This window comes from Sorangium sp. So ce1153, assembly GCF_051521595.1.
In the GTDB taxonomy this organism is placed as follows: domain Bacteria; phylum Myxococcota_A; class Polyangia; order Polyangiales; family Polyangiaceae; genus Sorangium.
Genome location: NZ_CP150361.1, coordinates 895,996 through 911,447, shown reverse-complemented (window position 1 = coordinate 911,447; position 15,452 = coordinate 895,996). Strand labels below are relative to the sequence as shown.

The 15,452-nt window shown below is 67.7% G+C and carries 10 protein-coding genes; all 10 read right to left on the bottom strand.

Annotation, left to right across the window (positions count from 1 at the left end; translation table 11 throughout):
• Nucleotides 1-161: 161 nt before the first annotated feature.
• Entirely contained in the window at nt 162-785 is a 624-nt protein-coding gene (locus WME85_RS03255; protein ID WP_437835221.1) for a GNAT family N-acetyltransferase, read from the bottom strand.
• A 24-nt stretch (nt 786-809) separates the two neighbouring features.
• Nucleotides 810-3,047, bottom strand: a complete 2,238-nt coding sequence (locus tag WME85_RS03250; RefSeq protein ID WP_437835220.1) for an HD domain-containing phosphohydrolase — start codon at nt 3,045-3,047, stop codon at nt 810-812.
• Between the two features lie 398 nt (nt 3,048-3,445).
• Entirely contained in the window at nt 3,446-7,729 is a 4,284-nt protein-coding gene (rpoC, locus tag WME85_RS03245; RefSeq protein ID WP_437835219.1) for a DNA-directed RNA polymerase subunit beta', read from the bottom strand.
• Nucleotides 7,722-7,871, bottom strand: coding sequence for a hypothetical protein (locus WME85_RS03240; RefSeq protein WP_437835218.1), 150 nt, complete (start codon nt 7,869-7,871; stop codon nt 7,722-7,724). The genes rpoC and WME85_RS03240 overlap by 8 nt, the downstream gene beginning before the upstream one ends.
• Nucleotides 7,871-12,007, bottom strand: coding sequence for a DNA-directed RNA polymerase subunit beta (gene rpoB, locus WME85_RS03235; protein WP_437835217.1), 4,137 nt, complete (start codon nt 12,005-12,007; stop codon nt 7,871-7,873). The genes WME85_RS03240 and rpoB overlap by 1 nt, the downstream gene beginning before the upstream one ends.
• Before the next feature lie 471 nt (nt 12,008-12,478).
• On the bottom strand, nt 12,479-12,868 hold the full coding sequence (rplL, locus tag WME85_RS03230) for a ribosomal protein bL12 (protein ID WP_437307565.1): 390 nt from the start codon (nt 12,866-12,868) through the stop codon (nt 12,479-12,481).
• A gap of 99 nt (nt 12,869-12,967) precedes the next feature.
• Nucleotides 12,968-13,495, bottom strand: coding sequence for a 50S ribosomal protein L10 (gene rplJ / locus WME85_RS03225; protein WP_436624877.1), 528 nt, complete (start codon nt 13,493-13,495; stop codon nt 12,968-12,970).
• Between the two features lie 3 nt (nt 13,496-13,498).
• A complete protein-coding gene (gene rplA, locus WME85_RS03220) occupies nt 13,499-14,209 on the bottom strand; it encodes a 50S ribosomal protein L1 (RefSeq protein WP_436624876.1) in 711 nt (236 codons plus the stop codon).
• A gap of 147 nt (nt 14,210-14,356) precedes the next feature.
• Nucleotides 14,357-14,800, bottom strand: coding sequence for a 50S ribosomal protein L11 (gene rplK, locus WME85_RS03215; RefSeq protein WP_129572915.1), 444 nt, complete (start codon nt 14,798-14,800; stop codon nt 14,357-14,359).
• 116 nt (nt 14,801-14,916) lie between these two features.
• Entirely contained in the window at nt 14,917-15,447 is a 531-nt protein-coding gene (gene nusG, locus WME85_RS03210; protein ID WP_436624874.1) for a transcription termination/antitermination protein NusG, read from the bottom strand.
• Nucleotides 15,448-15,452: the final 5 nt, after the last annotated feature.

The window sequence follows — 15,452 nt, the reverse complement described above, 5'->3', positions numbered from 1 at the left end:
CGCCTCCGGAGAGGCTAGGGCCGCGCCTCCTCGAGGGCAAGACGCGGCGCGCCGGCGCCGCCGACGCCGCGGCCGACCGGACATGATCTGGAACAATTCCGACCGCTTACGTGACCAGCGCGGCGCGCTTTCAGGACCCGCGCGCCGCCGGCGCAGCCCGATCAGCCGTGGCGCTGGCCAGCGCTCCCTTCCGGGGCCGCCGGCGCGCGCCAGGCGCCCGGGGGCGCGGCGCGCGGGTTGGTGAGCGCGGTCAGCACGTGATCGCGCCAGGCGCCGTCGATGAACAGGTAATCGCGGGCGTACCCCTCGACGACGAAGCCGAGGCGCCGGAGCAATCGACCGCTGCGCTCGTTGTACGGCAGGTAGTTCGCCATCACCCGGTGGAAGCCGAGCGTGTCGAACATGTACGCGAGCGCCGCCTCCAGGGCCTCGGACATCACGCCCGAGCCCACGGCGCGCTGGTCGAGCGAGTAGCCGAGGGTCGCCGCCTGGAAGGCGCCGCGGACGAACTGGTTGAAGTTGCAGATCCCGATCACCTCGCCGCCGGGCGCGCCGCGCCGCTGGATCGCGAGCCGGAGCGCCCGGTCCGCGTCGAGGTCATCGCGGTCGCGCTGCAAGCGCTCACGCCAGAACGCCTCGGTGTAGAAGCCCTCAGGGCGCGGCGGATCCCACCGCGCCAGGTGCTCGCGGTTGCGCTCGAAATAGTCGAGGTAGCGGCCGGCGAGCTCGGGGGGCGGGATGGAGAGGCGCAGGCGCGGCGTCTCGATGCAGACGGAGCTCTTCAACCCGGCCTCCACGCGCGGCGCGACTCAGGACAGGGTCCCTTCGTCGAGGCGGCGCATCCCCTCGAGGAGCAGCGCCTCGGGTGAGGCGGTGATGCTGCGGGTGCTGGGCGAGAAGCTCGGGTCGAGGCGGAAGTCGCCCTCCCGCAGCGTGAGCATCCGGTAGAACGCGTCCTCGCCCTGCGCGCCGGCCCAGAGCGCGTGGACGACCTGCCCGTCGGCGAAGTGGATCTCGCCGGCCATCGAGTTCGCCTGGATCTTGAGCGCGCACGTCTTCCGGCCGTGCCAGAGGATCTGGATCATGTCCGGCAGGCCCATCTCGGCGAGCGAGCCGGACACGCCGCGGGGGACGGCGGTGGACGAGCGCCGCTCGATGAGCTGGCGGAGCTTGGCGGCCATGACGTCGGTCGACGCGGGCTTCGAGACGAAGTCGTCGACGCCGAGATCGAAGGCGCGCTGGGCGGTCTGCCGATCCGTCTTCGCCGTGAGGATGACCCACGTCTTGTCGCGCCCGAACCCGAGCTTCAGCGCGTCGGCGCGGAGCGCGAGGCCGGCGTCGGGCTCCTCGAGATCGATCTCGCTGACGACCACCTCGATGTCCTTCGTCTCGAGCTCGCGGCGGGCCTGCGCCACGTTGCGCGCGATCGAGACCTCGAACCCCTGCTCGAGGAGCCGCAGCTCGAGCACCGTGGTCTCCTCCGGGTCCGGGTCGACGATGAGCGCCTGGTGCCGGTCGGAGAGCAGCTTCGCGCGCATGTCGTCGCCGGTCATGACCTGGCGGAAGAGGTCGACGATGTTCGGATCGAAGATGGTGCCGCGGTACTGGGCGAGCACGTCGCAGGCCTCGGGCGGGCGGAGCGCCTTGCGGTAGGGGTTGCGCGGGTTCTGCGTCAGGTCGGCGTAGGTGTCCGCGACCGCGAGGATGCGCGCGCCGAGCGGGATCTCCTTGCCGGAGAGGCCGTCGGGGAAGCCGCTGCCGTCGTAGCGCTCGTACATCAGGTTGATCGCCGAGACGACGTCCTGCGGCAGGCCCACCGACTCCATGAGGTGCGCCGGGAGGTCGACGCTCTTCGTCGCGGCGAGCCGGTGCCCCTCGTACTCGGCGACGTTGAGCGCGGTGAGGTGGTACGGGCCGTTCTTGCCGAGGTCGTGCAGGTACGCCGAGGCCACGTAGCTCGCGACCGTCGTCGGCGGCAGGCCGATGCGCTCGCAGAGCTTCCGGACGATGCGCGCGACCGTGGAGGAATGGCCCCGCAGGTCCTGCCGGTTGTTCTCGAGCAGGCTGACGAGCACGTTGAGCGTCTCCACGTACGCGTGGCTCGTGGTCGGGTGCGGCGGCGGCGCGACGGGCGCAGACGTGGGGGCCACCTGCTGCGGCGGGACGGGGGGCGACGGCGGCACCGGCGTGGGCGGTGGCCCGGCGGGGGCCACGCGGGGCGGCGCGGCGGGAGCGGCCGGCGCCCGCATGACCGCGGGGGGCGGCGGCGCCGTGACGAGCGGCGCGGGCACCGGCGCGAGCGACGGGGTCACGTGCGCCGGCTGCCCGTGCATCACCTGCGTGTGCATCGGCGGCGTGTGCGCGGGCTGGGCGTACGCGGGCTGCCCGTGCATCGTCTGCGGGTGCGCCGCGGGCACGTGGGTCATCGACGCGCGATCGTGCATCACCATCGATGCGCGCTCGTTCGTCATGGACGTCCGCTCGTGCATCGTCGCCGTGCGCTCGAACGGATTGTTGTTGGGATTGTTGTAGAGGATCTCGTCGAACGAGCTGACCGGCCGGAGCAGCGAGTTGAACGCTGTCGTGTCGCCCCGGTAGTGGTACGCGATGGCCGCGCGCACCGCCGCCGGCCTGGCGACGATGGCGCGTACGTCTCGCACGCCCGCGGCCAGCCGGATCTCGTGCAGCGCGACGTCGTTGTCGGGATCCGCCGTCGCGACCGAGAGCGTGGTGTTGCGCTCGTCGAGCAGGACCGGGAAGACGCCGTGCAAGGTCGCGGTGATCGCCGAGACCTTGGCGAGCACGCGGGGCTCGATGATCGCCTTCGAGAGCTTCTCGGTGGAGACGAAGCGGGTGTTGTGGACGGTCGCGATGAACTTGAGGAGCTCGGCCTCGTTGACGATATCGAGCTCGATGATGGCGTCCTCGATGCGGCCGCGCGTACGCATGGCGTACTCCACGGCGCGACGATGATCGTCCGGGGTGATGCGCCCCTCGAGGACGAGGCGATCGGCAATCCGCTGGTTCAATCCTTGAACGGAAGCCATCGAAACCTTGATTCTACTCGAAAATTGGAGGTGGGCGCGCGCCGGAGGACCCTCGCGGAACGGGAGCACGCGGGGAGAGCTGGCCTGCCGCACGCGGCGTATGCAGCCATGGGGTGCGCTCAATCAATGAGAGCAGAGCTAGGGGCGGCGCGCGAGCCCCGTGAGCGTCCCGGCGAACGCCGGCTTGCTCCCGTGGCCCCGCTCGACGGACGCGGTGCCACGTGGAGGTGAATACTGGCCCTGGGTAGGCGTGCGCGCCACGTCAGGCGCGGTCCACCGGGCCGGCAAGCGGCTGCTGTGACGGGAAAGCCGCCTCCTGGGCCGAGGCGAGCGCGTCGGTGCAGGAGCGGGCGCGCTCAGGGGCGGGGATGGCCCCGCCCCTGGCGCGCGGTCGAACGCTACTCCTCGTTGACCGCGGTGAGCGTCTCCTCGGGGCGCGGCCGCGGGGCGACGTACGGGGCCTGAACCACCGGCTCGCCCTCGACCACGACCTGGAGGCGCTTGTAGGCGGGCAGCCCCGTCCCGGCCGGGATCAGGCGGCCCATGATGACGTTCTCCTTGAGACCGCGGAGATCGTCCGTCTTGCCGTTGATCGCGGCCTCGGTGAGCACCTTGGTCGTCTCCTGGAACGACGAGGCGCTGATGAACGACTCGGTCGACAGGCTGGCCTTGGTGATGCCGAGGAGGAGCGCCTCCGCGATCGCGGGCTTGCCGCCGCGCTCGAGGACGGTCTCGTTCTCCTTCTCGAAGATGTGCTTCTCCACCTGCTCGTCGACCAGGAAGTTGGTGTCGCCGACCTCGCGCACGCGGACGCGCCGGAGCATCTGCCGGACGATGACCTCGATGTGCTTGTCGTTGATACCGACGCCCTGAAGCCGGTAGACCTGCTGGATCTCGTTCACGAGCCAGGCCGACAGCTCCTTCTCGCCCTTCACCCGGAGGATGTCGTGCGGGTTCGGCGGGCCGTCCTGGAGGGGATCACCCGCGCGCACCCGGTCGCCCGGCTGCACCTGGATGTGCTTGCCCTTCGGGATCAGGTACTCGCGCGCCTGATCGCCGAGCGCGTGCCCGTCCGGCGAGTACGGCGTGATGATGACCTTCCGCTTGCCCTTCGTGTCCTTGCCGAACGTGACCTCGCCGTCGATCTCGCTGATGATCGCGTGATCCTTCGGCTTTCGGGCCTCGAACAGCTCGGCGACGCGGGGCAGACCGCCGGTGATGTCCTGCACCTTCGTCGTGTCGCGCGGGATCTTGGCGATGACCTCGCCGGCCTCGATGAGATCCCCCTCCTGTGCGACGATGTGCGCGCCGACGGGGAGCAGGTAGCGCGCCTCGAGCTCGCTGTTCGGGAGCTTGAGCGTCCTGCCCGACTCCGGGTCCTTCAGCGAGATGCGCGGGCGGACGTCGGCCGCCTTCGACTCGATGACGACCTTCCGGGAGAGGCCCGTCACCTCGTCGAGGCGATCCTGGACGCTGACGCCCTCGATGAGGTCGCCGAACTTCACCACGCCGGAGACCTCGGTGAGGATCGGCGTCGCGAACTGGTCCCACTCGGCGAGCAGCTCGCCGGGCTTGGTGCGCTCGCCGTCGGCCTTCTTGAGGATGGCGCCGTAGACGAGGCGGTTGTGCTCGCGCTCGCGCCCCGTCTCGTCGACGACGACGATCTCGCCGTGGCGGTTCATGACCACCATGGTGCCGTCCTTCTTCTTCTGGACGACCGCGCGGCGGAGGCGGACGGTACCCTCGGTGCGGGCCTCGAGGTAGCTCGCCTCGATCTTGCCGCGCGCCGCGGTGCCGCCGATGTGGAAGGTGCGCATCGTGAGCTGCGTGCCGGGCTCGCCGATCGACTGGGCGGCGATGATGCCAACCGCCTCGCCGATGTTGACCCGGTAGCCGCGCGCGAGGTCGCGCCCGTAGCACAGCGCGCAGACCCCGCGGCGGAGCTGGCAGGTGAGCACCGAGCGGATGACGACCTCCTCGATGCCGGCGTCCTCGATGGACCGCACCGACTGCTCGTCGAGCTCGGTGTTCGCCGTGATGAGCACCTCGCCGGTGAGCGGGTCGACGACGTCCTCCAGCGCGACGCGGCCGAGGATGCGGTCGCCGAGCGGCTGGATGACCTCGCCGGCCTCCTCGAGCTTCGCCACGCGGATGCCGTCGAGCGTGCCGCAGTCGAATTCGGAGATGACCGCGTCCTGCGCCACGTCGACGAGCCGCCGGGTGAGGTAACCCGAGTTCGCCGTCTTCAGCGCCGTGTCGGCGAGGCCCTTACGCGCGCCGTGCGTCGAGATGAAGTACTGGAGCACGCTGAGACCCTCGCGGAAGTTCGCGGTGATCGGCGTCTCGATGATCTCGCCGGACGGCTTGGCCATCAGGCCGCGCATCGCGGCCAGCTGCCGGATCTGCTGCGTGGAGCCGCGCGCGCCGGAGTCGGCCATGATGTAGATGGGGTTGAAGCTCGGCTCGACCGAGGACTTGCCCGTCTCGTGATCGACGATCGTCTCCTTGCCGATGCCGCCCATCATCTCGGTCGTGACCTGGTCGGCGATGCTCGCCCAGATGTCGACGATCTTGTTGTACCGCTCGCCGTCGGTGATGAGCCCCTCCTGGTACTGCTCGACGACGCGCTCGACCTCCTTCTGCGCCTCGCCCAGGAGGACCTTCTTGGCGGCCGGGATCACCATGTGATCCATGCAGATCGAGATGCCCGCCCGCATCGCGTGGTCGAAGCCGAGCGTGCGGAGCCGGTCCGCGAGGAGGACGGTCTCCTTGTTGCGGTGGATGCGGTAGCAGACGTCGATGAGCGCCGAGAGCGCCTTCTTGTCGAGGGTCTTGTTCGCGTACTCGAACGCGACCCCCTTCGGGAGGACCTCGGAGATGATGACGCGGCCCACCGTGGTCTCGACGATGCGGCGCTTCACGTGGCCGAACTCGTCGAGCTGCGGGTTGCCGTCGTCGTCGATGACCGGGACGCGGACGCGGATGCCGGCGTGCAGCGCGACCTCGCCGTTGTCGTAGGCCATCCGCACCTCCTCGGGGGAGGCGTAGATGCCCCGCAGGTAGCCCTGCGCCACGCCGTCCTCGCCGAAGGAGAGGGTGTCGGCGCGGTAGGACCCCCGCTCGAACTTCCGCTCGCGGGTCGCGTAGTAGAGCCCGAGCACGATGTCCTGCGTCGGGTTGATGATCGGCTTGCCGCTCGCGGGCGAGAGGATGTTGTTCGTGCTCATCATGAGCACGCGCGCCTCCATCTGCGCCTCGACCGACAGCGGCACGTGGACCGCCATCTGGTCGCCGTCGAAGTCGGCGTTGAACGCCGCGCAGACCAGCGGGTGCAGCTGGATCGCCTTGCCCTCGATGAGGACCGGCTCGAACGCCTGGATGCCGAGGCGGTGCAGCGTCGGGGCGCGGTTCAGGAGCACCGGGTGCTCGCTGATGACCTCCTCGAGGATGTCCCAGACCTCCGGGCGCTCCTTCTCCACCATCTTCTTGGCGCTCTTGATGGTGTTGACGTAGCCGCGCTCTTCCAGCTTGTTGTAGATGAACGGCTTGAAGAGCTCGAGCGCCATCTTCTTGGGCAGGCCGCACTGGTGCAGGCGCAGCGTCGGGCCCACGACGATGACCGAGCGGCCCGAGTAGTCGACGCGCTTGCCGAGCAGGTTCTGGCGGAACCGGCCCTGCTTGCCCTTCAGCATGTCCGAGAGCGACTTGAGCGGGCGCTTGTTCGGGCCGGTGATCGTCTTGCCGCGGCGGCCGTTGTCGAACAGCGCGTCGACCGCCTCCTGCAGCATCCGCCGCTCGTTCCGGATGATGATCTCCGGCGCGTTCAGCTCGAGGAGCCGCTTCAGGCGGTTGTTGCGGTTGATGACGCGCCGGTAGAGGTCGTTCAGATCGCTGGTCGCGAAGCGGCCGCCGTCCAGGGGGACGAGCGGGCGCAGATCCGGCGGCAGCACCGGGATCACGGTCAGCATCATCCACTCCGGCCGATTGCCGCTCTCGCGGAAGGCCTCGACCACCTTCAGCCGCTTGGCGAGCTTCTTCCGCTTCGCCTCGCTGGTGGCGGCGCGCATCTCGGTCCTGAGCAGCTCCGCCAGGCCGTGGACGTCGACCTGCTTGAGCATCTCGAGGATCGCCTCGCCGCCCATCCCGGCGCTGAACTTGTCGTCACCGTACTCGTCGAGCAGCTGCAGATAGCGCTCCTCGCTCAGGAGGTCGCCCCGCATGAGGCCGGTCTCCTTCGGATCGATGACGATGTAGGCCTCGCAATAGAGCACCTTCTCCAGGTCCTTGAGCGTGATGTCGAGCATGTTGCCGATGCGCGACGGCAGGCTCTTCAGGAACCAGATGTGGGCGACCGGCGTGGCCAGCGAGATGTGCCCGAGCCGCTCGCGCCGGACCTTCGACTGGATGACCTCGACGCCGCACTTCTCGCACACGATGCCACGGTGCTTCATGCGCTTGTACTTGCCGCAATTGCACTCGTAGTCCTTCACCGGCCCGAAGATCTTGGCGCAGAACAGACCATCTCGCTCCGGCTTGAACGTCCGGTAATTGATGGTCTCCGGCTTCTTCACCTCGCCGTGCGACCACTCGCGGATCTTCTCCGGGCTCGCGAGCGAGATGCGGATGGCGCTGAACGACAGCGGGTCTTTGGGCTTCTCGAAGAAGCTGAAGATGTCACGCATGGAGACCTCCGGAGACGGAAACGAAACCGATGAACCTGTCCGCGCCCACTGTGTCGGCCTTCGGGGGCGCGCCGCCCGCGCGGCGCGCCGCAACCGCCATCACCGACAAGGCGCGCGGCGATCGTGACGTGACGAACTGCATCACTCCTCTTCCTCCGCGGCCGAGGCCTCCACGCCTCCGCTCGTCTCGACCAGCTCGACGTTCAGGCACAGCGACTGGAGCTCCTTGATGAGCACGTTGAAGCTCTCCGGCAGCCCCGCCTCCAGGGTGTAATCCCCCTTCACGATGGCCTCGTACATCCGGGTGCGGCCCATCACGTCGTCGCTCTTCACGGTGAGGAACTCCTGCAGCGCGTAGGCCGCGCCGTAGGCCTCCATCGCCCACACCTCCATCTCGCCGAGCCGCTGCCCGCCGAACTGCGCCTTGCCGCCGAGGGGCTGCTGCGTGACCAGCGAGTAGGGCCCGATCGAGCGGGCGTGGATCTTGTCGTCGACGAGGTGGTGGAGCTTCAGCATGTACATGATGCCCACCGTGACGTTCTGATCGAACGCGTCGCCCGTGCGGCCGTCGAAGAGGATCGCCTGCCCCGAGGTCGGGAGCCCGGCGAGATCGAGCGCGCCCTTGATGTCCGACTCGTGCGCGCCGTCGAACACCGGCGATCCCATGAAGACGCCCTCGTCGACCGTCTTGATGAAGCGCTTGACGTCGCCGTCATCGAGGTTGTCGAAGAAGCCGTCCATCGACTCGTCGCCCGCGTAGATGGCCTTCAGGTGCTCCTTGATCTCGGCGCTCGCCCGCTGCTGCTCCAGCATGCGCTGCAGCTGGTTGCCGAGCTCGAAGGCGCCCCACCCGAGGTGAATCTCGAGGATCTGGCCGACGTTCATGCGGCTCGGCACGCCGAGCGGGTTGAGCACGAGGTCGACCGGCCTGCCGTCCTGGAGATACGGCATGTCCTCCTCGGGGAGGATGCGGCTGATGACACCCTTGTTGCCGTGGCGGCCCGCCATCTTGTCGCCGACCTGGAGCTTGCGCTTGATGGCGATATAGACCTTCACCATCTTGATGACGCCCGGCGGCAGCTCGTCGCCCTTGGAGAGGCGATCGATCTTGTCGCGGAAGTGCTCCTCGCGCGTGCGGACGAGCTCCTCGAGGTCGCGCAGGATGTGCTGGACCCGCTCGGCGTCGTCGACCGGGATCTCGCCCCAGTACTTGCGCGGGATGTCGGCGAGCGAGGCCTCGTCGATGATCGCGCCCTTCTGGAAGAGCACCTTGCCCTTGTCGTCGACGAGCTTGCCGGTCGCCTCCTTGCCGACGAGGAGCTCGCGGATGCGGCGGAAGAACGAGTCGCGGAGGATCTTGATCTCCTCGTCGCGCGTCCGCTCGATCCTGGCCCGCTCCTGGTCCTCGATGTCCCGCGCGCGGTCGTCCTTCTCGGTCCCCTTGCGCGAGAACACCCGGGCGTTGATGACGATCCCGCCGACGCCGGGCGGCACCTTGAGCGAGCTGTCGCGCACGTCGCCGGCCTTCTCGCCGAAGATCGCCCGGAGCAGCTTCTCCTCGGGCGAGAGCTGGGTCTCGCCCTTCGGGGTGATCTTGCCGACCAGGATGTCGCCCGGCCGCACCTCGGCCCCGATGCGCACGATGCCGGAGTCGTCGAGGTCCTTGAGCGCCTCCTCGCCGACGTTCGGGATGTCGCGGGTGATCTCTTCCTTGCCGAGCTTCGTGTCGCGGGCGACGCACTCGAACTCCTCGATGTGGATCGAGGTGAACACGTCGTCCTTGGCGATGCGCTCGGAGACGAGGATCGAGTCCTCGAAGTTGTAGCCCTGCCACGGCATGAACGCGACGAGCACGTTCTGGCCGAGCGCGAGCTCGCCCATGTCCGTCGACGGCCCGTCGGCGAGCACGTCGCCCTTCTTCACCACCTCGCCCGTCCTGACGACCGGCTTCTGCGTGTAGCAGGTCGACTGGTTCGAGCGCTGGAACTTCATGAGGTGGTAGATATCGGGCACCTCGGCGCCCTCGCCCTCGGCCCGGACGACGATGCGCGTCGCGTCCACGCTCTCGACGATGCCGGGGCGCCGCGCGATGACGCAGACGCCGGAGTCGCGGGCGAGCCGCTCCTCCATGCCGGTGCCCACGAGCGGGGCGTGCGACTGGACCAGCGGCACGGCCTGGCGCTGCATGTTGGCGCCCATGAGCGCGCGGTTCGCGTCGTCGTGCTCGAGGAAGGGCACGAGCGCGGCGGCGACCGACACCATCTGGTTCGGCGCGACGTCCATCAGCTCGACCATCTCGGGCGTGACGATCTTGAACTCGCCGTTGTAGCGGGCCGAGACGAGCGACTCCTTGAAGCGCCCGGTGTCATCCAGGTTCACGGTCGCCTGCGCGATGTACTTGCCCTCCTCCTCGAGCGCGGAGAGCCAGATCACGTCCTCGGTCACGCGGCCGTTCTCGACCTTGCGGTACGGCGTCTCGACGAAGCCGTACTCGTTCACGCGGGCGAACGTCGAGAGCGACGCGATGAGGCCGATGTTCGGGCCTTCCGGCGTCTCGATCGGGCAGATGCGGCCGTAGTGGGTCGCGTGGACGTCGCGCACCTCGAAGCCGGCGCGCTCGCGGGTCAGGCCGCCCGGCCCGAGCGCCGAGAGGCGGCGCTTGTGGGTGACCTCGGAGAGCGGGTTCGTCTGGTCCATGAACTGCGAGAGCTGCGAGCTCCCGAAGTACTCCTTCACGACCGCGCTGACCGGCTTCGCGTTGATCAGGTCGTGCGGCATGAGCGTGTCGATCTCCTGCGACATGCTCATGCGCTCCTTGATCGCGCGCTCCATGCGGACGAGGCCGATGCGGTACTGATTCTCCATCAGCTCGCCGACCGCGCGCACGCGGCGGTTGCCGAGGTGGTCGATGTCGTCGACCGAGCCGCGGCCGTTCTTGAGCTCGATCAGGTGCCGCACCGTCTCCAGGATGTCCTGCGGCGTGAGCACGGTGAGGTCGAGCCCCGGCCGCTCCTCCTCGGGGACGTCGCGGTAGAACTTGTAGTTCAGCTTCAGCCGGCCGACCTTCGACAGGTCGTAGCGCTCGGCGTTGAAGAACAGGTTGTGGAACAGGGTCTTGGCGGTCTCGAGCGTGGGCGGATCGCCGGGGCGCAGCCGCCGGTAGATCTCCAGGATCGAGTCCTCCATCGTCTTCACCTTGTCGGTGAGCAGCGTGTCGCGGAGGTACGACCCCACGTTCAGGCCGTCGATGAAGAGGATGCGGAACTGCTCGATGTTCGCCTCGCGCAGCCGCTCGAGCTTCGCCTCGGTGAGCTCCTCGTTCACCTCGACCACGACCTCGCCCGTCTCCGGGTCGACGATGTCGTGCGCCGCCACCTTCCCGACGAGCTCCTCCGGCTCGAGGCTGAGCCGCTCGAGCTTCGCCTCCTTCATCTTCCGGATGGCAGCGCGGGTGAACTTGGTGTTCTTCTTGACGATGACGTCGTTGCCGATCTTGATGTCGCGCGTCGTCCGCTGGCCCGCCAGGAGGTCGTACTCGATGCTCTTCGCGTACTTGCCCCCCTTCTCGAGGTACACGGTCTCCGTCGAGTAGAAGTAGTTCAGCAGGTCCTGCGTCGAGTACCCGAGCGCGCGCAGCAGCACGGTGGCGTGCATCTTCCGCCGGCGATCGATGCGAACGTAGATGATGTCCTTCGGGTCGAACTCGAAGTCGAGCCACGAGCCGCGGTACGGGATCACGCGCGCGGAATAGAGCAGCTTGCCGCTCGAGTGCGTCTTGCCCTTGTCGTGATCGAAGAAGACGCCGGGGCTCCGGTGCAGCTGGCTGACGACGACGCGCTCGGTCCCGTTGATGATGAACGTGCCCGTCTCGGTCATCAGCGGCAGCTCGCCGAAGTAGACCTCCTGCTCCTTGATGTCGCGCACGATCCGCTCCCCGCCGTCGCGGGTGTCGTAGATCATCAGCTGGTTCGTGACCTTGATCGGCGCCGAGTAGGTCATGCCGCGCTGGCGACACTCATCGACGTCGTACTTCGGCGGCTCGAGGTTGTACGAGACGAAGACGAGCTCGCTCGTGCCGTTGAAGTCTTTGATCGGGAAAACCGAGCGGAACACCGCCTGCAACCCGACTTCCTCCCGCTCGTTCGGCGGAACGCTCATCTGGAGGAATTTGTCGTAGCTCGACTTCTGGATGTCGATCAGGTTGGGGACGTCGATGATGCGACGAACGCGACCCAGGTTCTTACGGACGCGGAAGTTGGATTGGACGACCGACGGCATCGATTTCCTCCGGCTCACACGAGGCGTGCGGGGCGGGCGCACGGCTCGAACCGAGCAACGAACACGAAGCTACGCACCAATGGCGAGCGAGCGTCCCCAGGGTGTGAGGACCCAGAACATCTTGGCTGTGGGGGCAGAGCGGACCGCGTGGCGACCCATTGAGCTCCGGCATTGGTCGAGGACCCGCACCCGCGGTCCTCTTCAGAGTTGACCGAGGACCCGTACCCGCGGTCCTCTTCGACGTTGGTCGAGGACCCGCAGGGGCGATCCTCTCGTTCAGCAGCGGTCGAGGACCCGCAGGGGCGGTCCTCTCCTTCGGCAGCGGTCGAGGACCCGTACCCGGCGTCCTCTTCAGAGGGCTCGCACGCGCGGCCCCTTTCTTCAGACAAAAGCGGGACGTGCGGCAGGGACGACCGCCCCTGCCGCCGTCCTCCGGCGGATCCCGATTTCCCTTGCAGGGAGCGGTGATCGTTACTTGAGCTCGACGGTAGCACCTGCCTCGACGAGCTTCTTCTTCATCTCCTCCGCGTCCGCCTTGGAAACCTGCTCCTTGACGGTCTTCGGCGCGGCCTCGACCAGGTCCTTCGCCTCCTTCAGGCCCAGACCGGTGATCTCGCGGATCGCCTTGATGACGCCGATCTTGTTGCTGCCCGAGGCCGCGAGGATGACGTCGAACTCGGTCTGCTCCGGGGGCTTCTCGGCCGGAGCGGCGCCGCCGGCGGGGCCAGCCGCGACCGCGACGGCGGCGGGGGCAGCCTTGACGCCCCACTTGTTCTCGAGGTCCTTGATGAGCTCGGCGATCTGGATGACAGGGAGGTTGGAGAGGTAATCGACGACCTGCTCGCGCGTGATCTCAGCCATTGCAAGACTCCTTCAAACTCTTCTGCGCGCCCCGGGGAGGGGGCCATGTAAACCAAAACCAGACGGGCGCAAGGCCCATTCGTAACGAAAGCGCCCGGCTCAGCCCGACGTGCCCGCGTCTTCCTTCGCCTTCAGGAGATAAGCGAAATTCTGGAGAGGCGCGTTGAGCTGCTGCACGAACTGCTGGAGCGGCGCCTGGAGCGTCGCGAGCAGGGTGGCACGGAGCTCATCCTTGCCGGGCATCGTCGCGAGCTGCGTCTCGACGGCGTCGCCCGAGAGGATCTGCCCCTCGATGAGCCCGGCCTTGATCTGGAGCTTCTGGTTGTCCTTGCGGAACGCCTTGACGACCTTGGCTGCCGCGCTCGGATCCTCGTAGCTCCAGGCCACGCCGGTCATGCCGGTCAGGCTCTTCGCCAGGGTGTTCGCCCAGGGGTGCTCCTTGATGGCGTGGCGGACGAGCGTGTTCTTCACGACCCGGTACTCCACGCCGGACTTCCGGAACTCGTCGCGAAGCTTGGTCAGCGACTCGACGTTCATTCCCTTGAAATCCAGGAAGACCGCGGAAGACATCCGCTCGAACTTCTGCCGGACTGAGCCGACAACCGCTTCCTTCTGGGACCTTTCCATGGGCTACGCCTCCTCTGCCTTGCCGATGAAGTGGACCGGGTCGATACGAACCCCCGGGCCCATCGTCGAGGACAACGTGATGCTCCGCAGGTAGATGCCCTTGGCCGTCGCCGGCTTGGCCCGAACGAGCGCCTGGATCAGCGCGTCCGCGTTGACCTGGAGCGCGTTCTCCGCGAAGGAGACCTTGCCGATCCGAGCGTGCACGATGCCCGCCTTCTCGACGCGGTACTCGACCTTGCCGGCCTTGGCCTCCGAGATCGCCGTCTTCACGTCGAACGTCACGGTGCCGACCTTCGGGTTCGGCATGAGGCCGCGCGGACCGAGGATACGGCCGAGCTTGCCGACCAGACCCATCATGTCCGGCGTGGCGATCACGCGATCGAAGTCCATGAAGCCTTCCTGGACCTTGTTCACGAGATCCGCCTCGCCGACGAAATCGGCGCCGGCAGCTTCGGCCTCCCTGGCCTTCTCGCCCTTGGCGAACACGAGGACCCGGAGCGACTGCCCCGTGCCATGCGGGAGCACCACGGCGCCGCGGACCATCTGGTCTGCGTGCCGCGGGTTGACCCCCAGGCGGACCGCGAGGTCCACCGTCTCGTCGAACTTGGCGGGCGCGGCTTGCTTCACGAGCGCGCACGCCTCCTGCAACGTGTACTTTCGAGCGCGGTCGACGACTGCCCGCGCTGCGAGTTTCTTCTTGGCGACTTTCGGCACATGCCCTCCTTCTTAACGGCTCTCGCCTCCCACGGTGCGCCCAAAACTACCGTGGTAAGTCTTCTCTCCGGTCCGCCGGGGCCCCCTCATCCGGAGCACCACCAGGGCGGCGCACATCCCCGACGGCGGGGAGCGCTGCGACCAACCTCAGTCGACGATGTCGATGCCCATCGAGCGGGCCGTGCCCGCCATGCTGCGCATCGCGGACTCGAGGTTCGTCGTGTTCATGTCCTGCATCTTGAGCTGGGCAAGCTCCTGCAGCTGCTTCTGCGTCACCTTGCCCACCTTGACCTTGTTGGGCTCCTTGGAGCCCGCGCCCGGCTTCTTCTTCGTCTCGAGCCCCGCCGCCTTCTTGAGGAGCACGGAGGCGGGCGGCGTCTTCATGATGAACGTGAACGAGCGGTCCGAATAGACCGTGATCACGACGGGGATGATCATGTCCCCCTGCGCCGCCGTCCGCGAGTTGAAGTCCTTGCAGAACGCCATGATGTTGACGCCGTGCTGGCCGAGCGCCGGACCGACGGGGGGCGAGGGGTTGGCCTTGCCCGCCGGAAGCTGCAGCTTCACGTACCCAGTGACTTTCTTCGCCATGATGAATCTCGCACCCTATCGAACCGCCGCCCGACGGGCGGTCTACTTTTCAGAGAAACAGTGAGGTCCGCGGAGACGCGGCCCTCGCCCGCAGGTTTGCAGCCGTTCGCTCCTGGCTAGCGCTTCTCCACGGCAGCGAAGTCGAGCTCCACGCTGGTGGGTCGGCCGAAGATGCTGACCTTCACCTTGAGCTTCTGCTTGTCCATCTTCACGTCGTCGACCGTGCCGGTGAAGTTCGCGAAGGCCCCGTCCAGGACCCGCACCTCCTCACCCACCTCGAACGTGAGCCGCGGCTTCGGCTTGACCGCCCCCTCGACGATGCCCCGACGGAGGCTATCGATCTGCGCGAGCGGGACCTCCTGCGGCGCCTGGTTGCCGATGAAGCCGGTCACCTTGGGCGTGTCCTTGACCAGGTGCCAGACCTGCTCGTTCATGTCCATCTCGACGAAGATGTAGCCGGGCAGGCTGAGCTTCTGACGAACGCGGGTCTTGCCACCGGGACGGTTCTCCGTGACCGTCTCGCTCGGGATGAGGATCTCGCCGAACCGATCTTCCAGGCTGTACTGCTTCACGCGCTGCTGGAGCGCGTCGCGCACCTTCGCCTCGTATCCCGAGTAGGTATGGATGACGTACCACTTCTTGGCCATGGCGC